This window comes from Paenibacillus sp. GCM10027630 (genome assembly GCF_042676305.1).
Taxonomy (GTDB): Bacteria; Bacillota; Bacilli; order Paenibacillales; family NBRC-103111; genus Paenibacillus_S.
The window spans coordinates 349,948-374,658 of sequence record NZ_JBHTGY010000060.1 but is presented as its reverse complement, the minus strand read 5'-3'; the positions used below and the strand labels follow the sequence as shown (position 1 = coordinate 374,658).

Sequence of the window (24,711 nt, the reverse complement as noted above, 5' to 3'; positions counted from 1 at the left end):
ACCATAAACTTCGAGATTGTGGGGAGGTACTCCTTTTTTGTGTGCGAAAAAAACCAGTCGTAGCAAGGGGTTCGAATTATGAAATTGACTTCATTTGCATGAATTTCAGAACACTACGATAAAACGGCCAAAAAGATGTATGAATGCAGGTTTTTGTGGTAGACAATGGCTTCGAATCGAGTGATATCTTATGCTCTGCCATTGCCGTTCTAAGGTCTTGTCTAGAGCTGGCTGGGTACGGAACTATATCTAATAATATCTTGGCTTTGCCGCTGCCGTTCTTAACCGAAATCCATTATCTCCGTCTGCCCCTGATTTGGGTTTGGAGCCCAATAAAAATGAGCCTCAAGAATCGCTTATCCTCTTGGTTCTCTTGGTTCTTTTGGTTCTCCTGCTACTCTTGCTCCTCTTACTCCTCTTACGCGCCTCTTGCTCCCCTTGCTCCTCTTGTTCCTCTTCCTCCTCTTGCTCCTCCTGCTACTCTTGCTCCTCTTACTCCTCCTGATCCTCTTGCTCCTCTTACTCCTCTTACTCCTCTTGCTTCTCTTGCTTCTCTTGCTTCTCTTGCTTCTCTTGCTTCTCTTGCTTCTCCTGCTCCTCTTGCTCCTCCTGCTTCTCTTGCTCCTCTTGCTCCTCCTGCTTCTCTTGCTCCTCTTGCTCCTCTTGCTCCTCTTGCTCCTCTTACTCCTCTTGCTCCTCTCGATCCTCTAGATCCTTTCGATCCTCTAGATCCTTTCGATCCTCTAGATCCTCTAGATCCTCTAGATCCTCTAGATCCTCTAGATCCTCTAGATCCTCTAGATCCTCTAGATCCTTTCGATCCTCTAGATCCTCTCGTTTCCCTTGACCCTCTCAGTTCCCTCGATTCAAATCAAGCTCAAAGGACTGATTACGATCACACCGCAATACCCCATCCTTCACTTCCAGTCGAGCAACCAGGATAGAGGAACGGCGAGCCGCATAGGTGCGGGACTGATCATTATGATGTGCCCGGTCAGGGTGGGTGAAGTAGAATATGTAGGCATTTTCTCCCTGAACGACTACATCCGCATGCAAACCGATCGTTCGGTCATCTTCACGAGTTCCGGCTTCGCTTAGGATTAATCCGTTGCGCTCCCATTTCTCTCCATCTTGGGAACGGTATACTCCCTGCCCTCTCCACTCGTCGATGATCATCCAGTAGCTTCCCTTATATTCAAACACATTCGGTCCCTCATGGGGATGACTCGTTATGACTGGCCCCACAACACTCCATTCGTACAAATCATGGCTATCCGCCGCATAGGTATGCGACTCATTATCTTCATCCTTGTACCACATCCGAAAGCGTCCATCAGGTAGCTTGTGGATACAAGCATCGATAACCCGCTCTGAGCTTAGCTTGATCTCAGATTGGAACATCCACTGCAACAAATCAGGGCTTGTATAATGAAGCATTCGACGCTTATGTCCAGCCCAATCGTAAGGGACCCCTTGTATATAGCTGACATACATGTGATAAGTACCGGCCTCGAATATAATTTCCGGAGCCCAGAATGTATTGCGTCCCCATTCAATGTCCAGCCCGGGCAGAATCCCCCTGTAAACCCAATTGCGGCCTCCGTCCGACGAAGAAGCGATACCCAGATCAGTTCCGTGTACCCACGCGAACTTGAGGCCCTCCGCTGTCGCCCTGCGATTCGTATAAATCATCCACCATTCTTGGGCTTGATGGTTCCATATAACAACCGGATCGGCCGCCCCATCGTATACAGGATCTCTAAATAATGGTGCATTCATTGGCTACACTCTCCTTGTCGATTCCATAGCCTTCCGTATAATGCCTTGCCATCAGAGTATGTAAGGCTTGATTTGTCCTCATTGTACATTTATCGCCCAAATGTCGGCAAGTATCTAATTCTTCAGCGCTGAAGAAATGATTCTTTGCAGTACTTCCAAATCCATTTACCAACAAAAAATCCCCCACCCAGGAATCTCCCGGGTGAAGGACTTTACCGAATCAACTCATAGCTTCCTTCGTTGATACTTTCCGTTGTCCCCCCGGACGGGAGGGCGCAAGTTCAATAACCGGGGTATTCTCCCCCGTCTCCTGCATGCGCCGGATGAGACGCTGCTTCATCCTGTCAGCAGCCTCGCGGTGGGAATCGAGTCCTATGAGATTCGTCAGCTCATAGGGATCGGATTTCAGATCGTACAGGTAAGCCTCCTGATAACGATCTGATCCGGCATCGGTGAAACTATTTTTCTCCGGCGCTGTTACGCCATACTTCCACCGCTTCGTCCTGACCGCACGGCCTACCTGCGATTCGCTGATCTGCACGATCACCTCTTCCGGCCAAGGCGACTTGTCCATGGTTAGCAGTGATCGTCCCTGCATATCCGCAGGCACTGGAATTCCCGCCGCATCTAGCAAAGTCGGCGGCAAATCAATCAAGCTCACGAGCTCCTGCAGCTGGCGGCCTCCCCAAAAACCGGGACCTGTTATCGCGCTCGGTACACGAATGGAAGCATCATGGCCTGAACGTTTGTATTCTTCGTTCCTCGTCTTGAAGTGGCAGCCATGGTCGGAGGTGAACAAAATGATTGTGTTCTCATCCAATTCGAGTGACTTCAACGCATCCATCAATCTTCCCAATGCTTCATCCAGTCTCTTCACCATACCGTAATAGCCGGCTATATGCTGATGAACGGTTCCTCCAAGCGCAGCTAGATCAGGGGGAAGCCAAGCACCGGTATATCTTTCCCTGTAGCCGTCAGGCGCAGGGTAATCGTCCAGATGATTCTGATGATGCGGCTCCAAATAAGAAAGGAACAAATAAAAAGGATTTTCCTTTTGTCCATCAATATACCGGATCGCAGCATCTGTAATTGCATCCACACGGTATCCCGGGAGCTTAACAGGCTCATTATCATTGTTATACATGACTGTACGATACGAGTCAGAAGTAAATTCCAATACATCGGATGCCAGCCAATACTGATACCCCCCGCGTTTTCCCTCCGGTACTGGCTCTACTCCAGCCAAATGCCATTTGCCTATATATCCGGTGCGGTAGCCCGCCTCGTTGAAATAATGCGCTAACGTCTTCGACTCTTCCGGAAGCGGTATCCCATTGACAAAGCAGCCCGTCGTCGTTGCATACTTCCCTGTTTGCAAGCAGGATCTTGCGGGTCCACATACCGGCTGACATGTAAAAGAGTGAGAGATATGTGTTCCGCTAAGCGCCATCCTCTCAAAGTTAGGCATTAATTGCATCGGATTGCCATGCAGGCTGGAGGTGTCCCAGCGCTGTTGATCCGTAAAAAATATAATCACATTAGGGCGTTTCTGCTGTTGATTTTCCATGATCTGATGTTGCTCCTCTCATAAACATTTTTCAATAATCGTTTTTCTATAGCCACTCAATCGTTCTTTTACAACAGCTCTTTTATTCCTTAACTCCTCCGGCCGTCAGCCCCTCCACCATGTACCGCTGCAAAAACATAAAAGCAATTAATAAAGGAAGAGTTGCCGTAACCGCAGCAGCAGTAGCACCGGACCAATTGTACGAATATTCGCCTAAGAAGGTAAGCGATAATCCCGGGCTTAACGTCCTTTTATCAATGTCGCTAACTAAAGTCAGGCCGAATAAAAAGTCATCCCATGCGATAAGAAACGTATAGATAGCAACCGCCATAATACCCGGCTTCGCCAAAGGGACAATGATCATAAAGAGCGTCTTGAAGCGCGAGGCTCCGTCAATTTCCGCTGCCTCCTCAAGCTCCTTGGAGATGCCATTGAAAAACGTTCTCATCAGCATGATGCAGAAGGGAAGCGCCGTCATGGTCGAAGCCAATACAAGTACGAATAAGGTGTTCAACAAGTGCAGCGCTTGATATTGGGAATACAAGCCGATCACAAGGGTGACTGTCGGAAACATCTGGGCGGATAAAAAGATCAGAGTGATCAAATTGCTTCCCCGAAACCGAAACCTCGATAAAGCATAACCTGCGAAAATCGCAACAAAGATGCATAATATTGTCGCTCCCAATGCAACAATGAACGTATTTTTGTAAAACGTCAGAAATACCGAAGAGCGAAGAATTTCCATATAACTGGTTAATTGAATTTGCACCGGTATCCATTTGGGCGGAAGCTGCATCAAATCACTATTATTTTGTACAGAAGTCACAACAACCCAATAGATAGGGAATAAGAAGAAGAACAGCAGGAAGAGAAGCAAAACGTAGGTTAATCCTTCTCTTTTGAACAATAGATGTTTAACCGGATTCATTGTGCAGCTCCCCCTAGTGGTCCGTGTTTCTATTCATGAAACGGGTATAAATAATCGAAAAGGTGAACAGCAGGACAAGCCATATTACACCGATGGCCGAACCTTTTCCCAGCTCATACCTGGAAAATGCTGTCTCATAAGTGAGGATAGCTAATGAAGAAGTGGCTCCCGCAGGCCCTCCTCCTGTCAAAGTAAAGAATAAAGTAAACATTTGGAAATTATTAACAATCATAATTAATGAAACACTAGTAATAACCGGCTTCAGTAGCGGAAGCGTCACATGAAGAAACAGCTTCCAGCCCCCTGCTCCATCAATTCTCGCCGCTTCATATAAGCTTGCGGAAATACTCTGTAAGCCAGCCAGCAGCATAACAGCAACCAACGGCATTTGCCGGAATACAGCCACTATTGTGATGGAGGTCAGTGCCCAATCCATGCTCCTCAGCCAGTTTATATTTTCATGAATAATTCCGAGCTTCATAAGGCTATAATTCAAAACCCCATAATCGGACTGATAAATCCACATGAATATTAAAGCGGTTACGATTGTAGGTATAGCCCACGGAATCATAACGATACTGCGGAAAAAAGCTCGCATGCGAATGTTTCTATTCAACAGCAGTGCCATAACAAGACCTAGCAGCAAATCAGAAGTAACGGCACTAACAACATAAGTCAATGTAATCTTAAGTGAATGATAAAATTCAGGGGATTTTAGAATCGTCAAATAATTCGCGAAATCATTCCATTTAGGATCACTGTTAAGTAAGGAATAGTCCGTAAAGCTCATATAAATGGATTTAACTAGGGGACTAATAATCGTCAAGCCCAAAAGAAGAATTGCAGGTAATAGCAATAAAAAAGCAAAGAAAAGGTTGCGCTGTTCACGAGTCAGCCTAGCGTTCAAGTTCCTCACCCCGTCTGTCGGATAGTGTAATGTCTCGGTATGAATAATGAAAGGGACAGCAGACTGTCACTGTCCCTTCGATTACAATGTTCACTTGTTGTCTCGAAAGACAGTTACTTGTAAAGATCTTTGATTTTAGACATAACTGTAGTAATGGCTTCCTCCGGGCTCTTATTTCCTTCAGTTACAAGAACAATCATATCGGATGATTCCTTCATGGCGTTATCGAATTTAGGATTTGCAGCTGGAAGCGGCGAAGCTGTTTTCATCTGTTCGTTAAATACTTTGGCATAATCATCCTCGTTCATTTCAGGCAATGCGGCTATCGATTTACGCGAAGACATGATGCCATTCGTTTTATGATAGATCAGCATAGCGTCCTTCGAAACGAGATACTTAACAAATTCAGCCGCGGCTGCTTTCTGCTTACCGGTTTTTGTAATAATCAATTGATGCTCGGTGAATACCGTTTCACTGCGCCCTGTCTTGCCGACTGGCACAATGGATACTCCCCATTCTTTATCAAAAGCTTCACCTTTACCGCTCATCGTGCGGAAGCTGCTGCGGCCGAAGTCGCCGTCAATTAGAATTCCGAGCGTACCGTTGGCGAACATACCGCGAAGATCCTTCATAGCCGCACCTTTGGGAGATACCTTGTTATTGATCATGTCTTTGTAATAAGCCAGCGTATCCTTCAATGCCGATCCTTGGTCATACACGACGGCCCCTTTATCATCAACAAACTTGCCGCCGTAGGAAAGCGCCGTTCTTAGCAGCATGTTGCCTGTATAAGATTCTGTCGAGGAGTTCTCACCAATTCCATAAATCGGATTGCCCTTCTCATCCTTGCCCAGAGCTGCGATTTTCTTCGCGTAGCTGATCAACTCATCATAGGTTTTAGGCGGTTTCTCAGGGTCTAAGCCGGCTTTCTTAAATAATGTTTTATTCCAAAACAACGCATTCGGATGGGGTGCCCAAGGCATCGCCATCACTTTACCACTGTATGTAACACCTGCCTTGCTTCCCGCTACAATGTCATCAACAAACTCTTTGCCGAGTGCTTCTTCAAGCGGCTCTGTAATATTCGCTCCAGCGAAGGCAGCCGTAAAATTCTGATTCGCCATTGTCACATCCGGTGGTGTACCTCCTGCCGAATTTACAAGGACCTGATCCTTAAATTGTGCAAAAGGAATCCCAAGCGACTTGACCTTAATCGTAGGATGCTTCTGCTCGAAATCGGCAATCAGCTTCGCGTACGCATCCTTGGTTGCATCCTCAACGGAAATCCAGTTTGCGAAGGTAATCTCAACCGGCTTACCGTCTTTATTGCCCCCGGCATCTTTAGCCGGTGCCGTAGTATTCCCGCCTGTGCTGCAAGCTGTCATCGTTGCCATCAAACTAACGGCTGCCGCCCCGATAATAATCTTGTTCTTTCTTTTCATATAACAACCCGCCTTTTCTTATCGTATTATCGACAATTAGGTTTGCCCTTGCTTTTATTATAAGATCAATGAAAAACTATTTTTGGTCATTTGTTCAGATATTTTGGTCATTTATTCGTAAGTGTACGCTTTGGACGGATGGATATGGGATTACGGCCGCTGTTGAAGTCGTGTTCCTTTGAATGGAATGCTTGCAGCGGGAGGAACACGAGCTTCAAAGGCGGACTATACTTTTAGCGCAAAGATCACCTGCACATACATAACCCTAGACAACATGCCGGTTACTTCCTCCACAGAAGAGAAGGGTATTGCGGAAGTGATTGTTCCGTTATCACCTGAAAAGTCCAAAAATCAGGGTGATAAGGGAACAGCTAGTTCCGTTAGTGCCCTGTTTTTGTGCATAAAAGTTCCAATTCGGCCAACATAACGGAATTCTCAATTCCGCTATCGCCCCTGATTGGCGGCGGCAGATGGAATAGCGGAACTCTCAATTCCGCACAAAATCCTCCAGGGCTCATCATCGCCGCTATCCCAATAAAAATCCCCCTTGATCATAGGGTGCATTTATAACAAAACAACGGGGTCCATCACGGCCCCCGCTGCAGCTTGAATCGACGCTTTATCCTTTTAACCGTCCCCCGGATTGCTTGAATTCCATCGGTGTCATTCCGGTCACCTTCTTGAACACCTTGGTGAAATAGCTTCCGTCCGGATAACCTACCTGCTCAGCCATAGCCCCCATCTTGACTTCCCCTGCCAAAATAAGCTCCTTCGCCTTTTCAATGCGGACCTGAGTCAGAAAGTCATTAAAGCTGGTGCCGGTTTCCTTCTTAAATAACTCGCTTAAATACGTCTTATTCAGATGGACCAGCTCGGCCACATGCTGGAGGGAGAGCTCCTCAGCAAATGAAGCATAAATATAATCGCAGGTTTTACGAATCGCTTCACTATATCCTTGGCGAGATGTACCTGCTTCTTCCAATAGCTTCCCAATCCGCAGCAGTATCCATTCCTTAACTTCATGGAAGGAAGACAGCTGGCTAATTTCCTGATGAGGCAAGCCGGTATCGAATGCCGCCTGTGCTTCGTTCATACCTTGACTAAGCTTGCGTCTCAAGTTTTGCAGCAGCAGAAACACCGCTTCCAGACAAAACATTTTCAACTCTTGCTCAGGAGTATGCTTTTGACGTCCCATGTCCTCCATAAAAGCTTGTATGTACCGCCTTGCCAGCTCATAATCGCCTCTATCCAAATAATGCGACCATTCCGAGAGTGCAGCGTTCAATTCCTTGTTATCCTTCTTGGTCGGCCTCTCTTCCACATCTTCATACCAAACAACACTTCTTCGTCCATAAAACTGCTTCTTACTCAGCGCTTCATAGGCTTCCGAGTATTGTCTGCCCAGTAGTGAAAGATCATTATAGGTAAGGCTGATGCCAATAGAGACCGGCACTCCTATAAAATCATACAAATGATTGGATATCCGGTGAGCATATCGAAGCGTAGCTTCCCGTGCTGATTTCCCGCCATGCCCCGGCGTATTCACGAGCACCACATATACTCCTTGCTCGAACAACAAGCTGCAGCCGCCATTAGCTTCATTGTGCAAGGTTTCATCCATAATGTTGACCATCGCCATATCTAGAAGCTCTTTGGTTTTAATTCTGGCAGTCTTGAGCGTGTTCCGGTAATCGTCAATACAGACGGCCATTAGTGTAATATGCCTTTTGTCCAATGCAATTTTGAAGACGCCCATCTTATTATCAAATTCTTGAATAGCTGTCGGCACACCTCTTAGCAGCTCGGTGAAATATAAAGCACGCAGAGCATTTTGATTTTCATTCAACGTGCTTTTTAAAGTGTCGACCTCCTGAACTCGCTTTTTTTCGGTATCGATATCACCCATTACTTTTAGAACGGCTTCCTTCAAGCTATCCACAGTGACCTCGGCTTTCAAAATATACTCACTCGCACCAGCCTTCAAGGCTTCCGATGCATAGTGAAATTCTCCATAAGCGCTCAGAATCAATACTCGTATAGCAGGAAACTCGGATTTTAGATGCTGAATCAATTCTATTCCATCCATAACCGGCATTTTTATGTCCGTTATGATAAGATCTATCCGCGAAGCCCGGCACAGCTCCAAAGCTTCTTTGCCATTTCCACAAGAGCCTGCAATTTGCAGCGGCAATCCGGTTTTGAGCAGCAGAATATGAAACCATTTCCGAATTTGCACCTCATCATCTACTACAACAACATTCATAAGGATGTCAGCTCCTCAGCCTTTACAAATTTGGGAAGCTTAAGGGTAACCTTCGTGCCCTCCCCTTCCTGCGAAAATACCTTCAATCCATATTCCTCGCCAAAATGAAGCACTATCCGATGGTTTACGTTACGCAGCCCCATCCCGCTCCCCATAGAGAGTATGGCTTCTGTAAGATCCGCTGCTCCTTCGGTTTTCAGCTTCGTAATGCCAACCCCATTGTCTATGATTTCAAACATCAAGTTCTCCTGCTCCTCCCAGCCCTTCACACTTATACAGCCGTTCCCTTCTTTGGGCTCAATTCCATGAAAAATAGCATTTTCCACAATAGGCTGCAGAAGAAGCTTCAAGGTTTGAGCATGGGTAATCCCCTCATCGATTTGGAATTCGACTTCCAGCTTTCCATCCTGCCTTGCTTTTTGAATGTAGACATAGTTTTTGAGGTTTTCGATTTCCTCGCCCACAGAGATATATTCATTCTCATCCGTTAGCGTTCTCTTGAGCAGCTTTACAAGCGCTACAATAACCGAATCTACCTTTTCGGCCGTTTGTGTCAACAGCATGTAACGGATGGAAGCTAATGTATTATATAAAAAATGAGTATTAATTTGTGATTGAAGAGCCTGCAGCTCGCTTCTGCGCTTCATTTCCTGCTCCACTACAACCCTGTCACGCAGCTGCTCGATTCTCGATACCATTCGATTGAACTTGCGCCCCAGCTCCCCTATCTCATCGCTTCCGAGCACATCTGTCCGTTCCGTCAAGTCTCCCATTTCTACCTTTTGCATGCTTCTATATAAGCGTTTTATCGGAACCGAAAGCCGGTTTGCAATGAAATAAGAGACTAAAATGGAAAGAAACAGAACAATTACAAACACGATGACAATTAACAGCTGCGCTCTATAAATATTCGCAAACAGCTTATCAAAAGGCGTATAGGCAATGATCGACCAGCCTGTGTGTTTAACATTATGATAGGTGACCAGCATTTTTGTGCCATCAATCTCATCCTTAAAGCTTCCGCGCTCTCCATTCGTAGCTTGCTTATAATATTTGGTGTCCTTGATGTTCTGATGCAGCAAAGACTTTTGAGTGGTTGAAATAATCGTTCCTTTCGCATCCACCAGCATAAGCTGGTCGTAATCCTTCATGGCTTCGGCATACTGCTGGAATAAAAAGCTCTCATTAACATTGATCATAAGCAGACCTAGCGGTACACCGCTCTCAAAATCCTTCAGTACCCGGACAGCCGAAACAAAATGCTCTTCATTCACGGTTGGAACTAGCTTAGGAGAAGGGTCTGACACCCAGACGATCCCGCCGTATTGCCGGAATGCCTCCTGATACCAATCCTCCTTCTTCAATTCATCTATCCCGACCCGCCCATCATAGAACGTATGCAGCTCAAAACCGTTTAACCCAAGAATGGAGGTATAGTATTCCAGCCAAGTGTAAGCGTATTTAAAATTGATGATCATTTTGGTCAAAAATTCTTTTTTCGCTCGCTCCTCATAGGTTCTTGTACCTGAAGGCTGCATCAAAATTTTACGTAAATCCTCATTGGAAAAGTAAATATTCGATATAGCCGTAAGGTCGGAGGCCATAATATCCAGTTTCTCAGAGATAAGCCCCAACGTTTTGAGATTGGAGGTAATGGTCTGCTCTTCAATAGTTTGCTTGGAGATAGTTAGGGATACATAGCCAAACACTCCTAGAGGAATGACAATCAAGCACAGAAAAGAGATCAGCATTTTTTGTTGAAGGCTGCTCTTTTTTATAAACATTTCACATTCCATTCCGAAGCCAGCAGCCCCATAAAATAAGTATCATAGTATTGCCCATCGCTGAAAGCATGCTTTCTTAGTTGACCCTCTATTATAAAGCCTATTTTTTTATATAAGCCTACGGCTTGTTCATTAATGGCTCTAGTCGTTAAATAAATTTTATTTAAACGGAGCTGGTTGAATCCGATTTCAACCATTTGCTGCATGGCCGGCAATCCGTAGCCCTGTCCTCGGCCTTCGGGCGACAGTAAAATACCGATACTCGCTCTGCCATGCTCATATTCGATATTTTGCAGAAAGATCCAGCCAATCAGCTTCTGTTCTTCGTTCTCTATTGCAAGCACTAAATCGCCGTTGTTCCGCTTTTTTTCGACATGCTTAACCGTCTGCTCGTAAGTCATCGGCGCTCGGCCAACCATTGCTATGGAAACCGGATCATTTAACCATCGGTGCAGCTCCCTAATATCCTCATTCTCAAACGCTCGAAGAATTACTTGGCTTTGATCCATGTTCAATCCGTCCTTTGCCGTCATTATCAATAACGATACCATTGTAACAAACTTAGTCCGTTCATGGATATATAGGGCGAACGTAAGAGAAACCTGGCCGATGGCCAGGTCCTTGGTGTACAATCTACGGCCCATTACATTTTCTGAATAGGCCTTCTGTAACAGCGGCTATATTTTTTTCTTTTCTTCGGCACTCACATGCTTTCTTATCAGCTTTAATACGAACGTTGGCCACTGCTTTCGCAACATTTCAAATAATGAAGTCATACTTTTTTCACTCCCCGTTATTTTTCATTCTGCCCATAACGGGATGTGGATCTTAATTGAGTACGCGCGAAGGCACTCTTGTTTTTAATAGGTGGTATAGGTTCCCTGCAAGTAATCCTATAAATAAATACATCAGCCCTCCATAGAAACCATAAATGACCACTCCCACTACCGCGCTAAGAATACCAAAAATGACTTGATCCTTATATTTGGCTGGGGAAGTAGGCGGGTCTGTAAGCATAAAAAGTGCAAAGAAAAGAGAGGCATTAATAAAAGGGGGCCGAAGTGCGTCAGTTGCATCCCCGATATTGATCAACCCCATGAACAATAATAAGATGAAATACATTCCAAGAAATGAAAAAACCTGAGGGAATTTGTTCACACGGTTCGTTACCATGTATCCCCCGATTAATAGAAGCACAATGGTCCATACAGGGATATCCCCGAATGCGCCCCACCAGCTTTGTCCCGTTCGAAAAAAAAGAATGGATAGAAGCAGTCCGAAAGCTGCTGGATTGAAGATTGGTTTTTTCTTATAGACAAGTAAATGTTTGGACAAAATAGCCATAATGGAAGCAGCCGCAACCATGTACCATGAGGTCGTTGTGCTTAAGATCAAAGCAATGATTAGACCTGTTATAACCGCACTATCCGGCAAAGCTCGCTTCCTTTTCGCAATGCGGGAACAGAGGTAATCGACCGCTGAAGAAACTCCGACGGCAATGATAGCATTATAAATACCACCGATATCCAGTGACCAGATCGTTGCTATTAGTAGAAAGGCAACCATGGAAATTATGACATATCCCTTTGGTGTATGTTTCCATTGATTAACTCTCAATTTTATATTCCTCCTACTCTATATATTTGCAAATCAGAGGTAATTAGAATACCCTTGAGATCAAGCTGTTCTATTAAAGTTCTCCCGCGATCCAAACCCAGTAGGAAAGAGGCCGTCGAGAAGGCGTCCGCCATCATGGCATAAGGGGCAATGACGCTGCAGCTGATCCAATCGCTAGGCGATTGCTTGCTTCTCGGGTCGATGATATGATGCACACCATTTTTTAATGTGCTCTTGCGCTCATAACTGCCCGAGGTACATACGGCCTCATTCGAAATTTCAACCGTTTGTATCATTTGTTCTTTGTGCTCTGGATGCTGAATACCAATTATCCACTTTCTTCCTTTTTCATCTACACCTCCAGCATAGAGGTCCCCACCGGCATTGACGACAAATCCTTCAAATTGTTTCAGCTCGTGTGCGGCCAAATCGATGGCAAACCCCTTAGCCACACCTCCTAAATCAATCACCAGAGGCTTTTGTAAATACAACGTACGATCCTGTTCATTTAAGACGATATCCCGATAGGTAGCGGAAACAGACGAGGAGCTTTGGATAGTTTCCCCGGTTAAATAATGGTGATTGAATCCGTGATCTTCCATCGTTTTTCCCACGGCAGGATCAAATATGCCCTTCGTCCATTTTGCCACCTCCAAAGCAAACTTCAAAGGCTCAAATAAAAACGGACTAATAGGTACTGGAATCTTTATTTGCCGGCAGGCTTCCATCAGCTCACTGTCCAGACTGAAACGACTGCAGGCATGTTCGACTTTCCTAAATGCCTCAAAAGCACGATCGATAGCCGCTTCTGACTCATTCTTTGATTTCCGAGTGACAATCTGTATAGTTACAACGGTATCCATAAATAATTTCGTTTTTTCCATGATTGCAGCCATTATGTGTTTTGTGCCTGGGATAGCGCATCTTGTATGGCATCTTTAAATGCTTGTGTACTATACGTTGCACCTGATACATTCTGAACTTGCGCACTTTGTTTTTGTATTACTGCTTGCGGCAATCCGACTACATCATTTTTGGAATAGTGCATGGCAAAATTACTAATTTCAACATCCGTTATTTTATCGTTCTTAATGCTAACGGCTACCTGAATGGAGCCGCGCCGATTTTTTCCTGTTCCGTAGAAAGTCCCATTTTTATATTGAGCTTTGGGTTGAATGCTGCCTGTCTGAATATTAGATTGGTTATATTGCTGAGGTTGCTGATAGGATGCCTGGGTTTCAGTTGAGAATAATCCGGCCGCGTATATCGCTCCAATGGCTGTTGAGCAAAGGACGACCCACTTTTTGTTCATCTTTGCCATATACATCCCTCCAATGTGCGATAAATTGGTTCCCTGTAGGACCTATTAGATTGCAATATCTACTTTACAACATGTAAGTGAAAACAAAATGAAATAGGCTATGCTTCAAAAACAATTTCAAATACGCTACCTTTACCTTCTTCACTTGTTACATGAATAAATGCTTGATGACTGCGTAATATGTCTGCCGCGATCGATAGCCCCAACCCAGCTCCGCCAAATTCACGGGACCGCGCTTTATCCACTCTATAAAACCTTTCGAAGATACGCGAAAGCTCCTCCTTAGGTATTCCTATCCCTGTATCGGTAACCTGCAGAATCGTTCTCGAATGGGTATCACGTAGATATTTAATAGTCACTTTCCCCCCTGAAGGCGTGTATTTGATCGCATTATCTAGCAATATATAAATCAATTGCCGTAATTGATCTATATTTCCTTGAATTACTGATGAATGGGCATCGATGGTCGGCGGGTCTATCTGAATATCAACTCCTTTTTTTAGAGCCAGCGGCAGCATGGCCTGATAGGTTTCATGAGAAATTTGACCTAAATCCACAGCTTCCAGCTGGAATGCCCATTGTTTCGAGTCGCTTCGAGCCAAAGTTAATAATGACTCAACAAGACGAATCATACGTTCGACTTCATCCTTTAAACCGTCCAGCACATGCTGTTCAAACTCGGGCAGCGCTTCTTTACAATCCTCCAACAGCTCTACCGATGAATGAATAACACTAAGCGGCGTCCTTAGCTCGTGGGAAGCATTGGTTGTGAACTCCACTTGTCGATGATACGATTTTTTTAGGGGAACCATAACTTTCCCTGCAAATAGATAAGCTAAGCCAATAGCAATAGATAACAATACAAGCGTGTAGAAGAACAGCAGCAGCTTAATACTACGCAACAATTCGATATCCCTTGTGATGTCGATAGCCATCCAATAAGCCCCACCAGAGTTATTTAATTGGCTTGAGCTCACCAGAAATACCTCTGTTTTTACTCCGTCCGTGATTTCGAATCGTTCTCCTTGCTCTCTCTTTACTTCTTTGTTTTGTGCCCATTTCAGAAGTTGATTGGACATTGCTGAATAAGCAGTTGGAGATGTATATGTCTTCCCTTCCGGGTTAACTAATGCAATCAATTCATCCGATAGCAAAAAGACCCATTCCATCGTCTTCATTTCACGATCCGGTGCTCGTCGCTCTCTCTTCATCTCCTCTACCCGATGCTCCCATTGGTGATTCATTTTATCCTTGACATTCACCAATCTCTCGATTTCATTTTTTTGCAACGTTTGCTGAAGAATAAGATAATAAGTTACCGTAATTAGAATTATAATGACAGCAAGGATGCTTCCGAAAAATATCGTCAGCTGTTTTCTTGTTCGCTCGAACATACTTCTCCCCCTTTTACATCCAATCGGTAGCCAAGCCCGCGTACATTTTGAATGATTTTCTCGGGAAAAGGATCGTCCAATTTCTTGCGAAGCAATTTGATCGTGGCATCTACGGCATTTAACGTAATCTCAGCATCCAATCCCCATACCCTATCCATAAGCTGTTCCCTGCTCAATATTTGTCTAGGATGATTCGACATAAATGCCAGTAGTTGAAATTCGCGTCGGGAAAGTACAACAGGAACCCCGTTTCTTATAACCTCGTATGTGCTATGGTCAATGACAAGCGTATCGCCGAATGATTTGGTATCCGCCTCCCAGTTAGTCTCTTTCCTGCGATACAAGGCATTCAGACGCGCGATCAGCTCTTCGAAAGCAAAGGGTTTGACCAGATAATCATCTGCACCTGCATTTAAGCCCTGTACTCTGTCGGTTATTGAATCACGTGCAGTGAGCATTAGAATGGGCGTCCGATTTTTCTTCATTCGGATCTCTTTGCACAGTTCAATTCCCGTTTTTTGAGGAATCATCCAATCCAAAATATAAATGTCAAAGGAAGATCTTTCGATGAAATCCAGCGCAGCCTCCGCCTCTTGTGCCCATTCCACCTGGTACAACTGTTTTTTTAGCTTATATTGGATTAATTCCCCAAGCTTTTTATCATCTTCAACCAGCAAAATATTCATGCTACACCCGCTCTTTTCATATCGACTATGATTTATTAGTTCCGCCTAAAAAAAAGCAAGCTCGCTGGACAAGATCAGCTAGCCTGCACCTATATGATAAGAAAAGCATTATAAAAATGAATGAATCAAAAATAGAACGGCAAATGCCAGTCCTAATCGCAAATGCCACTTTCGGTCCAGCCTCCTATATCTAAGCAAGCCTGAAATCGGTACCGGCAGCAAGACTAAGAGCGCAAGTATCCCGCTTATATTATTGAAATCAAATTTAAAACCATACATAAAAACGGCAACCACATGAAGCAAAATAAACGCAATAGCGAGAATAGCAATTGGCGTATGCCAGCTTCTTGCGAATCGAAGCAAGGTAACCATCCACTTTTTCAGATCATCCAGTCGTTCCCATATACGCTGTTTGATTATGAAGGCAAGCACATAATTAGCTAATACAAAAAACAAGGCTATTCGTGCGTTCGATCCATAATTTTTAAACGTATGCTCGAAACTGCGGCTGTGCAGGGTCGCTGATGGAAGCTGTAACAGGCTCCACAGTTGCCACAACACGATTAATGCGGAAACTGTAATCGCGCCAACCACCCAAATTCGTTCTTTTTGAGGGATCCATGTTTGTTTTGTTAGATTATCTTTCTGAATACGCATGGTTAATCCCCCTTCTTCGTGATAGCTATAATATACTCTATTATTCTGAAAACTAAATGAAAATAAACAGTTTGCAGGAATAGACAAATAACTACCGAAAGTTACATTAAAGTAAACAACCTCTTAAAAGAAATCTAACCCGAGGAAAAAGGATTGTAGGTGACTATGTTTAAAAATCGCTGGTTTAACCGAATGCTGCTCTCTTACCTTCCCGTATTCTTAATTATGACCGTCTTATTAATGACGCTATCCTTCTTATCCTTGAGCATGGTTTCCAAAAGAATGACTTTGACCATCAATGAGGCGTATACCAACTACGCCATGGATGTGGTTGATCAATCACTTCGGTCCATCGACCAGTTGTTGTATAAAGAAATTGAAACCAACTCCAAGCTCAAGCAATTTTTCTTCAATTCATTATGGGATAATACGTATTATACGATTCGCGAGCCGTCGCAAAAAATGGTTGAAATTATTACAACCGTACCTATGATTGACTCGATGTATTTATTTCGCATCCATGACCGTAGAATTTTGAGCCAGAACATGGAATCTCCATTGGAGCAATTCGGGGACAAGGAATTTATTCAAAGCATGATTAGTGAGAACTTCCCTGAGCACTGGACGTCGATAAGAACCTTCCAAGAGTTTGAAGGGGAGCAGAAAAGTAAATCCGTCGTTTCGCTCGTCAAACGGGTTCCGCAAATCTCAGGCGGACAAGGAATGATCGTCGTTAACATAAACACGGATGAGATTGAAAAGCTTATTAGCGGCATATCCAACTCGGAAACGGTCTATTTCCAGTTGTTCGATCAATTAGGGAAACCGCTGACCGGCGGCAGTGCAGATCAAGCGCTTATGACTGAGCTTAGTGAAGGAAAAGAATTAGCAAGAGTAAGATCGGCTTACACGGGCTGGGAAGTTGGCAGCGGTGTGAGGAACAGAGGACAACTCGATTTCGTTAACAGTTTGACTTACGTTGCGATTTTCGCAGGCATTGGCGTGCTTCTTGCAGGAATCGGGTGGATTATTATAGTAACGAGAAGGAACTATAGGCCGATTGAATCTATTATGAGCCGGGTTCAAGTATATTCCAACCAAAAGCAGAACAATGGCGGGACTGTTCAAAAGAAAGCCAATGACGAATTTAAAATGATTGAATCGGCCATGGATCAGATGATTGAGCAGTTTAATGAATATACTCTGCAGCAAGAGAAGTATTTAACGGTCAAACGGCAGGAAGATTTCCGTTATTTACTTGAACAATCACAAGCTTCGGAAGCCAAAGACGGGCGTTTTGCGCTAGCCATCGAGCCCTATAGAGCTTGGAGCGGTGCTGCAGCTGTCATTATTGAGATGGATAAAGAATTCTCCTTTAACCAAGCTTATTCCCATCAAGACAAATCACTCTTAAAGTTTTCTTTATTGAAAGCGACCAAGGAAATCGCTGAAGACCGCTCGTGGACGTTATGGGCGGAGTGGCTGTCTGAAAGCAGACTGGGCTGTATTTATTTCAGTAATGAAGAAGAACAAAAGTTCCTTGATCAATGTGAACAATTGCAGGAGATACTACGATGCTGGGTATCGGAGAACTTGAGCTTTACCGTAACCATAGCCATTGGGCCATACGCCGCGAATATTTCCAACATCCAAGGCTCTTACGCTGCTGCACGAGAAGCACTAAGCTATAAAGCAACGCTTGGCTCTAACCGTTTGATCAGACAAAGTGAGATTAATGAAGGTGAAGGGCATCAAGAAGAAGTTTATGATCATTTGCAGATGATCCGTTCCATCGTTCAGCTATTTCAGGTCGGAGAAGAATGGTCGGAGAGATTTCTAGCCCTGTTCAATAAACTGCGTGCAGGTATGTTCTCAAATGATGAATTTAGAAGCTTGGCCGATTATGTGCACTATCATTTACACAAAGAAATGTTAAAGCTGCCCGACGAATTCCGAGCTGCCTGGGAAACTATTCATTTGCCTGAATTAAAAGATCTGTTAGAACGTTGTGAAACATTCGATGAGCTTCAGACGGAGCTATACCGATTTTTGCAGCAGGTTCAGACGGAGCTCAACAGTTTCCGGGAAAGTGGCAGCAAGTATGCATTAATTCCGAAAATTCGAGCTTATATCGATGAGCATTATGATGATCCGAATTTATCGCTGGAGCAGCTGGGAGGGACGTTCGGGGTAACGGCCAAGTACATAAGTCAAATTTTCAAAGAAGGCTACGGCCAAAAGTTTGTCGATTATTTAGCTAACGTTCGAATAGAAAAGGCCAAACAGCTTTTGGAGCAAACGGATAAGACTTTACAGGAAATCGGAATTGAAGTCAGCTACATCCACTTGTATTCATTCACCCGCGTATTTAAAAAGGTTGTAGGCATGACCCCGGGAGAATACAGGAAAAACGTTAGCAGGAAATAAGTGAGTACGGAAAAAGGTGCGGTTAAGGGGGCTTATGCCTCCTTTTTTGTATTTCATGCTGCATACGGAAAAAGGTGCGGTCAGGAAATCATGTGGATTGACCCTGCAAATCGGACTCGTGTACATTGATTAGCAAGCAGGCGCGATACTATTACAGGATGGGAGGTGACGATTAAACAATGGAAAGAGCCGATCAGCTTCAAACAGCCCCGCCTATAAACAAACCTCTCAGTCCGGAAAAGGCAAGGGGAAGAAGGCTCCGTCAAAACATGCCGCTGCTGTTAATGTTTATACCGGTAGCCGTTTACTTTCTCATCTTTAAGTATTTTCCTATGGCAGGTCTGGTCATCGCTTTTAAAAATTATAATTTTGCCGACGGTATATGGGGAAGCCCTTGGGTAGGGCTGTATCATTTCGACATGATGCTCAGCAGTCCCAAGACAGTGAATGTTATTAAAAATACATTGCTGCTTAGTTTATTAAACATTTTCGTTGGTTTCCCATTCCCGATTATTTTGGCTATTATGCTCAATGAAGTTCGAAAAATGTGGTTTAAAAAAACGGTGCAAACGCTCGTGTACCTTCCCCATTTCTTGTCATGGGTTATTCTTGGAGGAATGGTCGTGACTATCTTTTCCCAACAGTCCGGCTTTTTAAACCATTGGATTGAGCAGTGGACAGGAAGTCCCTATCCTTTCTTGTACAAAGAATTTTCTTGGCTTTCCATTTTCTTGGGATCCGGAGTTTGGAAAGAAGCCGGTTGGAGCGCTATCATTTATTTAGCAGCTTTAACTTCCATCGATCCGGCTCTTTATGAGTCAGCCAGCCTGGACGGTGCCGGTAAGTTTCGTAAAATATGGCATATAACTCTCCCTGGCATTAGTGGCATTATTGTTCTTATGTTCATTCTATCGATAGGCAAGGTTATGGAGGTAGGCTTCGATCATGTTTTTGTACTGCAGAATAAAGGCGTAATGAATATCTCGGATGTAATCAGCACTTATATATACCGCAACGGTTTATTAGGAGCGAAGTTCAGTGAAACGACAGCACTAGGATTGTTTGAATCTGTAGTTGGTCTGATTTTGGTGCTCGCCGCCAATCGAATTGCCAGAATATTCGGCCGTGGACTTTGGTAGCACAGGATGTGGGAGGACAGAAAGATGAAAGCTTCTGCAGGAGAAAAGCTGTTTTACATGTTCAACTACTGCGTATTATTTGTTGTAGGAATAAGCTGTTTAATTCCCATCGTGTATACGTTATCGGTTTCCTTTAGCAACGCTGACGCTATTAGATCCGGCTTGGTTTCACTATGGCCGATAGGATTTTCCTTGGAGTCTTACAAGTCGCTCATCAGCGGGACCCCGGTTATTAGAGCTTTTGGAAACAGTATGATTATAACGGTTGTTGGAGTCATTTTGAGTATGATGTTCACAATTATGGCCGCCTATCCGCTATCCAAAAAATATTTTTACTACACCCGTTTTTTTACGCTTGCAATTGTTTTTACGATGCTTTTTTCAGGAGGCATTATCCCCACCTTTCTTCTGATGAAGGGCTTGGGGCTTGTTAATTCGTACGGGTCCGTCTGGTTGGTCGGTTTAGTAAGTGCTTACAATATGCTAGTGCTGAAAAGCTTTCTGGAGAACATCCCGGCAGAGATTGAAGAAGCGGCCAAAATGGACGGTTGTGGAGAATTTGGGCTGCTGATAAGGATTATTTTACCCCTCTCGCTTCCTGTTATTGCCGCTCTAACGTTGTTTTACGGGGTCCATTACTGGAATCTGTTTATGACGGTATTAATTTATATTCAAAATGTGGAAATGCATAATTTGACCGTTATGGTGCAGCAGATGGTTAACAGCCAGTCGTTATTAATTGAAATGAATAAGCTGGATTCCAACGAAATGACGGATGTAACTCCCGAAGGAATTAAGTCGGCTGGTATTATAGTGATGATTTTACCGATGGTTTTGATTTACCCCCTGCTGCAAAAATATTTTGTTAAAGGGGTTATGATAGGAGCAATAAAAGGCTAGTTCCAACATTGAGGAGGTCGTTTTATGAGTAAACGCACTGTATGTAATTGGCCGGTATTGCTGACCTGTGGGCTTGCTCTCAGCGTCATTGCAGCCGGATGCTCCCAGAGCAGTCCCGGTAATCAGAAGCAAGCTGATGCACCAGGAGCTAAAACAGAGAAGAAACGCGGCAAAATTACAGTATCGATCTACGACCAAGGTCAAATACCGGCTGAAGCAGGAAACTCGCAAAAAAATAGCTGGGCAACGTGGGTGAATGAAAAAGGGCCTGTGGATGTTCAATACGTGCCTATTACACGCCGAGAATCTACCCAAATTTACAATACCTTGTTTGCTTCCGGAGGCGCACCGGACTTAATTACGGAATATGACGATGCCTACCGCAACAGCTTGTATACTCAAAAGCAGCTTATGCCGCTGGATGATATGATTGACAAGTACAGCACGGAATATAAAAAGCTGATGCAGCAGTACCCCATGTTAAAGAAGCTAGGAACGAAGCCGGACGGTAAAATATATGAGATCGGCCGTGTGCAGAAAATGGTCACGAACCATGTTATGTTCATACGTACGGATTGGTTGAAAAAGCTGAATCTTGAAGTGCCTAAGACGACGGAAGATTTGTATAAGGTGGCTAAGGCTTTTGCAGAGCAGGACCCGGATGGTAATGGAAAAAAAGATACTTTCGGAACCAGCCTAAGCTTCATGAGCGGCGATAATATTAGAGAAATGTTTGGCGATGTAGGCTGGGTAGTCAGCAATGACCAAATTGTTCGTGACTGGGATCGTATTAAGGAGCATACCGTATTCCGTAAAAAGTTATATGACGAAGGTATAGTAGATAAAGATTTCTTGGCTGATAAGAACGGGGCTAAGGCGGAAAAAGATTGGGTGAATGGCAAGCTGGGCATTTTCGGTATTCAAAACGGCGTCAAAAGCACAGGATACAAGGTGTTCACTACGTTCAAAAAGAACAACCCGGATGCAACCATTCTGCCGATAGAGCTGCCTAAAAGTTCTTTCGGCCAATTCAGCCCTTATCTCGAGCCTCCTGTCCGCATGGTTTCAGTAGTCAATGCCAAAGCAAAGGACCCTGAAGCTGTAATGAAATACATTGATTTTATGATTACTCCCTCAACGATGAATACGATTAAGTACGGCATAGAGGGCGTTCATTCGAAGAAAGACAGCAGCGGCTGCTATCAGGCTATTGATGAAGAAAAAAGCAAGAAGGAAGTTATGTGGAACCAATATTTCCAAGGGTTCTTTTCTACAATCATGGAAGGCGATTGTGCATCCTTCGAGAAAAGCCTCGACATGAGCAAGCCGGTGAATAAAGAATTTGCGAGTTTTGTTCCTATTGCAGATAAAGCTTATTTATCCAAGGAACGTCCGATTCCCGATGTTACCTCCAAGTTTTATTGGCCATCCCTTCCCCAAGAGGTCAGTTCCGTTGAAACGAATTTAAGCGAAGCCATCAATGAATTGATGATTAAGGCGATTGTAAGCGGCTCCTCCTACACCGTAGATCAAGCTATTCAGGAGGCGAAGTCGACTTGGGATAAAGGCGGCGGCAAGAAGGTCGAGGAATGGTATAAAAAATGGTATGCGGACAATAAAAATTCTTCATTGCTAACCAAGGATCTGTACGAAAATTAAGCGGATTATGGAGAAGGAGACATCAACCGATGTCTCCTTCCTGAACAAGAGGGGATTCTTATATGCGCAAATCATTCACATTTGCTGCGACAGGCCAAGCGCTTATCAAACGCGATTTAAGACCGTATATGCGCAGCGACAGGCTTGCAAAAGTCATTCAAACCATCAAACAGGCAGATTTCTCCTTTACCAATTTTGAAGGAACGATTAAAGGCAGCTATGGAGGCTGGCCGACCAAGAACAAAGCGGTTGCCGCATCCCCGCCCCATGTTCTTGATTCATTGGCGGAAATGGGCTTCAACATGCTGTCTCTGTGTAATAATCATGCCTTTGACTTGGGACCAGGCGGTATATTATCGACATTGGAGCAGTCAACAGGCAAAGCGTTTCTGCATGCTGGTATAGGAACAGACCGCAATGATGCAGCGAAGCCAAGATACAAAGAAACGAGCCTCGGCCGTGTCGCCCTTATTGCCGCTGATTGCGGACCGCAGCCCGAATATGCGTATGCTTTTGATGGAAATGACCTGATTTCTTCACGGCCAGGAAATAATCGGTTGCTGGTGCAGCGTAATGAGGCAGGCCAGCTTGAACCTAATCCGGAAGATGCCACTAGGCATCTCTCTATGATCACCGAAGCCGCAGTCGAAGCAGAATTCGTTGTCGTCTACCTGCATAGCCATCACTGGGAGCCGGTTATGGAGATAACGCCGGACTGGATACAACAATACGCCAAAGCCTGCATCGATGCGGGTGCGAATGCGATCGTTTGTCACGGGACACCGTTGCTGCAAGGGGTGGAGATATACAAGCAGCGCCCGATTTTTTACGGCCTTGGCAATTTTATCTTTCACACATATCAACCCGCCCGTTGGATGGGGCAGATTGGCATGAAAGCTTGGCAAAGCGTTATTGCGATGTGCTGCTTCGATGTCGATGGGAATTTAACCGAATTGCAATTCGAATCGATCCTGGTTGGGGGCAATCCAGAAGAACTGGCGTATGGACGATATACCTGTTTGGACGCACCCAGCCTGGCTGACGCGAAGCAGGGCGAGGAAATCCTTGGTCATTTGGCCCGGCTGTCCCGGCCATTCCAAACATCCATCTATATGGAGCAAGGTGTAGGTAAAGCGATAATTCGTAATGGTTAAATGTATTCAAAAATCCTCCATGCTTTAGCATCGGAGGATTTTTGGCTTGCAATAACTGGCGGTTTTGATAGAATCGAAGAAAACGCATGCACACAATCGGCACTTGCCTATGAAGCAAGTTGTGCTGAAACGCAATTCTGTACTTGCTTACGATGTAAGTTTCGCTAAAGCGAAGCTCTTAGGAGGAAACATATGAAAACATGGATTAAGCTTGTGCTTCAAGTCGCCGTTCCGGTAGTGATCCTTTTTATTTTGTTTAAATTGGGATTATGGTATGGAGTGGCTGGGTTAGCCGTGATCGCAGCTATTCTTATTTATTGGCTGCGAGGCAATTATTTTGTGCTCCAAGCCAATATCCGTTACGGTAAAAAGGATTTAAAGGGAGCTTATGACTATTACGGCCGAGCTTACAAAGCAAATCGCAATTCAAGCTTCTCCATCTCCCAAGCTTTTATTCTGCTGAAGTTAGGAGAGGTCGAGCAAGCAGAGAAGCTTCTATCGCAAGTCATGCAGCGCAAGCTGTCCCGCAATAATGAAATGACTGCCAAAATTAACTATTCGATAGCCTTATGGAGGCTGGGAAAACAGGAAGAAGCCATTGCTATATTGGAAGAAATCTTTCCCTCCTTCAAAAATTCGATTGTATACGGCAACCTGGGACTCTATTATCTTATGATGAACGACTTGGACAAAGCATTGGCATTCAATCTCGAAGCTTATGAATACACCGACTCGGATAAGACCATTCTCGATAATTTGGGCTTCAACTATTATCTACTCGGCCGCTACGATGAAGCGAAGGAAATTTATGAGAAGCTGATGCTGCTGAACCCTACCTTTGCTGAAGCCTATTATTATTATGCTTTGACATTGTCTGAGCTCGGCGACCAAGCTTCTGCCTGGAATAAAATGGAACAAGCACTTTCCTATGAGCCCTCTATGATCACGACCCTTACCCGTGGCATGATTGAGGACAAGCTTGAGGAATGGCGGAAGTTTAATGCTTCATGAAGACAGCCGCCCAAAAGTTAATGATAACTTTTGGGCGGCCTCTTTGTTTCACATATCATATTAATCGAAAGAACAC

General features: G+C 44.4%; 20 protein-coding genes. 6 read left to right on the top strand and 14 right to left on the bottom strand.

Features of this window, described 5'->3' with window-relative positions; translation table 11 throughout:
- Positions 1 to 852 precede the first annotated feature (852 nt).
- From ACFQ0C_RS31610 to ACFQ0C_RS31545, 14 genes are all read right to left on the bottom strand, one after another.
- A complete protein-coding gene (locus ACFQ0C_RS31610) occupies positions 853 to 1,779 on the bottom strand; it encodes a glycoside hydrolase family protein (RefSeq protein WP_379372833.1) in 927 nt (308 codons plus the stop codon).
- 220 nt (positions 1,780 to 1,999) lie between these two features.
- Positions 2,000 to 3,346 (bottom strand): sulfatase family protein, encoded by a 1,347-nt coding sequence (locus ACFQ0C_RS31605; protein WP_379372831.1) that lies wholly within the window; start codon positions 3,344 to 3,346, stop codon positions 2,000 to 2,002.
- A gap of 82 nt (positions 3,347 to 3,428) precedes the next feature.
- Positions 3,429 to 4,274: a carbohydrate ABC transporter permease gene (locus tag ACFQ0C_RS31600; RefSeq protein WP_379372829.1), complete on the bottom strand. Its 846-nt coding sequence runs from the start codon at positions 4,272 to 4,274 to the stop codon at positions 3,429 to 3,431.
- Positions 4,275 to 4,287: 13 nt separating this feature from the next.
- On the bottom strand, positions 4,288 to 5,181 hold the full coding sequence (locus ACFQ0C_RS31595) for a carbohydrate ABC transporter permease (RefSeq protein ID WP_379372827.1): 894 nt from the start codon (positions 5,179 to 5,181) through the stop codon (positions 4,288 to 4,290).
- Between the two features lie 113 nt (positions 5,182 to 5,294).
- Positions 5,295 to 6,623 (bottom strand): ABC transporter substrate-binding protein, encoded by a 1,329-nt coding sequence (locus ACFQ0C_RS31590; RefSeq protein WP_379372825.1) that lies wholly within the window; start codon positions 6,621 to 6,623, stop codon positions 5,295 to 5,297.
- 619 nt (positions 6,624 to 7,242) lie between these two features.
- A complete protein-coding gene (locus tag ACFQ0C_RS31585; protein WP_379372823.1) occupies positions 7,243 to 8,886 on the bottom strand; it encodes a response regulator transcription factor in 1,644 nt (547 codons plus the stop codon).
- Positions 8,883 to 10,670: a cache domain-containing sensor histidine kinase gene (locus tag ACFQ0C_RS31580; RefSeq protein WP_379372821.1), complete on the bottom strand. Its 1,788-nt coding sequence runs from the start codon at positions 10,668 to 10,670 to the stop codon at positions 8,883 to 8,885. Before ACFQ0C_RS31580 ends, ACFQ0C_RS31585 begins: the two co-directional genes overlap by 4 nt.
- On the bottom strand, positions 10,661 to 11,314 hold the full coding sequence (locus tag ACFQ0C_RS31575; RefSeq protein WP_379372819.1) for a GNAT family N-acetyltransferase: 654 nt from the start codon (positions 11,312 to 11,314) through the stop codon (positions 10,661 to 10,663). Before ACFQ0C_RS31575 ends, ACFQ0C_RS31580 begins: the two co-directional genes overlap by 10 nt.
- Before the next feature lie 184 nt (positions 11,315 to 11,498).
- Complete coding sequence (locus tag ACFQ0C_RS31570) at positions 11,499 to 12,287, bottom strand: RnfABCDGE type electron transport complex subunit D (protein WP_379372817.1); 789 nt, start codon at positions 12,285 to 12,287, stop codon at positions 11,499 to 11,501.
- Between the two features lie 2 nt (positions 12,288 to 12,289).
- Complete coding sequence (locus tag ACFQ0C_RS31565; RefSeq protein ID WP_379372813.1) at positions 12,290 to 13,171, bottom strand: FAD:protein FMN transferase; 882 nt, start codon at positions 13,169 to 13,171, stop codon at positions 12,290 to 12,292.
- Between the two features lie 11 nt (positions 13,172 to 13,182).
- Positions 13,183 to 13,608: an FMN-binding protein gene (locus ACFQ0C_RS31560; protein WP_379372811.1), complete on the bottom strand. Its 426-nt coding sequence runs from the start codon at positions 13,606 to 13,608 to the stop codon at positions 13,183 to 13,185.
- Positions 13,609 to 13,706: 98 nt separating this feature from the next.
- Entirely contained in the window at positions 13,707 to 15,002 is a 1,296-nt protein-coding gene (locus ACFQ0C_RS31555; protein ID WP_379372809.1) for a sensor histidine kinase, read from the bottom strand.
- Positions 14,975 to 15,688 (bottom strand): response regulator transcription factor, encoded by a 714-nt coding sequence (locus tag ACFQ0C_RS31550; protein ID WP_379372807.1) that lies wholly within the window; start codon positions 15,686 to 15,688, stop codon positions 14,975 to 14,977. Before ACFQ0C_RS31550 ends, ACFQ0C_RS31555 begins: the two co-directional genes overlap by 28 nt.
- 108 nt (positions 15,689 to 15,796) lie before the next feature.
- Positions 15,797 to 16,345 (bottom strand): hypothetical protein, encoded by a 549-nt coding sequence (locus ACFQ0C_RS31545; RefSeq protein WP_379372805.1) that lies wholly within the window; start codon positions 16,343 to 16,345, stop codon positions 15,797 to 15,799.
- 165 nt (positions 16,346 to 16,510) lie between these two features.
- Between ACFQ0C_RS31545 and ACFQ0C_RS31540 the strand changes: the two genes are divergently transcribed.
- The 6 genes from ACFQ0C_RS31540 to ACFQ0C_RS31515 all read left to right on the top strand — a co-directional run bounded on the left by ACFQ0C_RS31540 (position 16,511) and on the right by ACFQ0C_RS31515 (position 24,635).
- The gene (locus ACFQ0C_RS31540) at positions 16,511 to 18,772 is read left to right on the top strand and encodes a helix-turn-helix domain-containing protein (protein ID WP_379372803.1); all 2,262 of its coding nucleotides are present in this window, start codon (positions 16,511 to 16,513) and stop codon (positions 18,770 to 18,772) included.
- A gap of 179 nt (positions 18,773 to 18,951) precedes the next feature.
- A complete protein-coding gene (locus ACFQ0C_RS31535; RefSeq protein WP_379372801.1) occupies positions 18,952 to 19,911 on the top strand; it encodes an ABC transporter permease in 960 nt (319 codons plus the stop codon).
- A gap of 24 nt (positions 19,912 to 19,935) precedes the next feature.
- A complete protein-coding gene (locus ACFQ0C_RS31530) occupies positions 19,936 to 20,811 on the top strand; it encodes a carbohydrate ABC transporter permease (RefSeq protein ID WP_379372799.1) in 876 nt (291 codons plus the stop codon).
- A gap of 24 nt (positions 20,812 to 20,835) precedes the next feature.
- On the top strand, positions 20,836 to 22,470 hold the full coding sequence (locus tag ACFQ0C_RS31525) for an extracellular solute-binding protein (protein WP_379372797.1): 1,635 nt from the start codon (positions 20,836 to 20,838) through the stop codon (positions 22,468 to 22,470).
- Positions 22,471 to 22,532: 62 nt separating this feature from the next.
- Positions 22,533 to 23,624: a CapA family protein gene (locus ACFQ0C_RS31520; RefSeq protein ID WP_379372795.1), complete on the top strand. Its 1,092-nt coding sequence runs from the start codon at positions 22,533 to 22,535 to the stop codon at positions 23,622 to 23,624.
- A 192-nt stretch (positions 23,625 to 23,816) separates the two neighbouring features.
- Positions 23,817 to 24,635, top strand: a complete 819-nt coding sequence (locus tag ACFQ0C_RS31515; protein WP_379372793.1) for a tetratricopeptide repeat protein — start codon at positions 23,817 to 23,819, stop codon at positions 24,633 to 24,635.
- Positions 24,636 to 24,711 lie beyond the last annotated feature (76 nt).

What these genes read in the sequence shown, in the direction of transcription:
- ACFQ0C_RS31610 (WP_379372833.1), bottom strand. Translation starts at nt 1,779, where the DNA reads ATGAATGCACCATTATTTAGAGATCCTGTATACGATGGGGCGGCCGAT.
- ACFQ0C_RS31605 (WP_379372831.1), bottom strand. Translation starts at nt 3,346, where the DNA reads ATGGAAAATCAACAGCAGAAACGCCCTAATGTGATTATATTTTTTACG.
- ACFQ0C_RS31585 (WP_379372823.1), bottom strand. Translation starts at nt 8,886, where the DNA reads ATGAATGTTGTTGTAGTAGATGATGAGGTGCAAATTCGGAAATGGTTT.
- ACFQ0C_RS31520 (WP_379372795.1), top strand. Translation starts at nt 22,533, where the DNA reads ATGCGCAAATCATTCACATTTGCTGCGACAGGCCAAGCGCTTATCAAA.
- ACFQ0C_RS31515 (WP_379372793.1), top strand. Translation starts at nt 23,817, where the DNA reads ATGAAAACATGGATTAAGCTTGTGCTTCAAGTCGCCGTTCCGGTAGTG.
- ACFQ0C_RS31560 (WP_379372811.1), bottom strand. Translation starts at nt 13,608, where the DNA reads ATGGCAAAGATGAACAAAAAGTGGGTCGTCCTTTGCTCAACAGCCATT.
- ACFQ0C_RS31550 (WP_379372807.1), bottom strand. Translation starts at nt 15,688, where the DNA reads ATGAATATTTTGCTGGTTGAAGATGATAAAAAGCTTGGGGAATTAATC.
- ACFQ0C_RS31535 (WP_379372801.1), top strand. Translation starts at nt 18,952, where the DNA reads ATGGAAAGAGCCGATCAGCTTCAAACAGCCCCGCCTATAAACAAACCT.
- ACFQ0C_RS31600 (WP_379372829.1), bottom strand. Translation starts at nt 4,274, where the DNA reads ATGAATCCGGTTAAACATCTATTGTTCAAAAGAGAAGGATTAACCTAC.
- ACFQ0C_RS31545 (WP_379372805.1), bottom strand. Translation starts at nt 16,345, where the DNA reads ATGCGTATTCAGAAAGATAATCTAACAAAACAAACATGGATCCCTCAA.
- ACFQ0C_RS31525 (WP_379372797.1), top strand. Translation starts at nt 20,836, where the DNA reads ATGAGTAAACGCACTGTATGTAATTGGCCGGTATTGCTGACCTGTGGG.
- ACFQ0C_RS31590 (WP_379372825.1), bottom strand. Translation starts at nt 6,623, where the DNA reads ATGAAAAGAAAGAACAAGATTATTATCGGGGCGGCAGCCGTTAGTTTG.
- ACFQ0C_RS31565 (WP_379372813.1), bottom strand. Translation starts at nt 13,171, where the DNA reads ATGGAAAAAACGAAATTATTTATGGATACCGTTGTAACTATACAGATT.
- ACFQ0C_RS31555 (WP_379372809.1), bottom strand. Translation starts at nt 15,002, where the DNA reads ATGTTCGAGCGAACAAGAAAACAGCTGACGATATTTTTCGGAAGCATC.
- ACFQ0C_RS31540 (WP_379372803.1), top strand. Translation starts at nt 16,511, where the DNA reads ATGTTTAAAAATCGCTGGTTTAACCGAATGCTGCTCTCTTACCTTCCC.
- ACFQ0C_RS31575 (WP_379372819.1), bottom strand. Translation starts at nt 11,314, where the DNA reads ATGGGCCGTAGATTGTACACCAAGGACCTGGCCATCGGCCAGGTTTCT.
- ACFQ0C_RS31580 (WP_379372821.1), bottom strand. Translation starts at nt 10,670, where the DNA reads ATGTTTATAAAAAAGAGCAGCCTTCAACAAAAAATGCTGATCTCTTTT.
- ACFQ0C_RS31530 (WP_379372799.1), top strand. Translation starts at nt 19,936, where the DNA reads ATGAAAGCTTCTGCAGGAGAAAAGCTGTTTTACATGTTCAACTACTGC.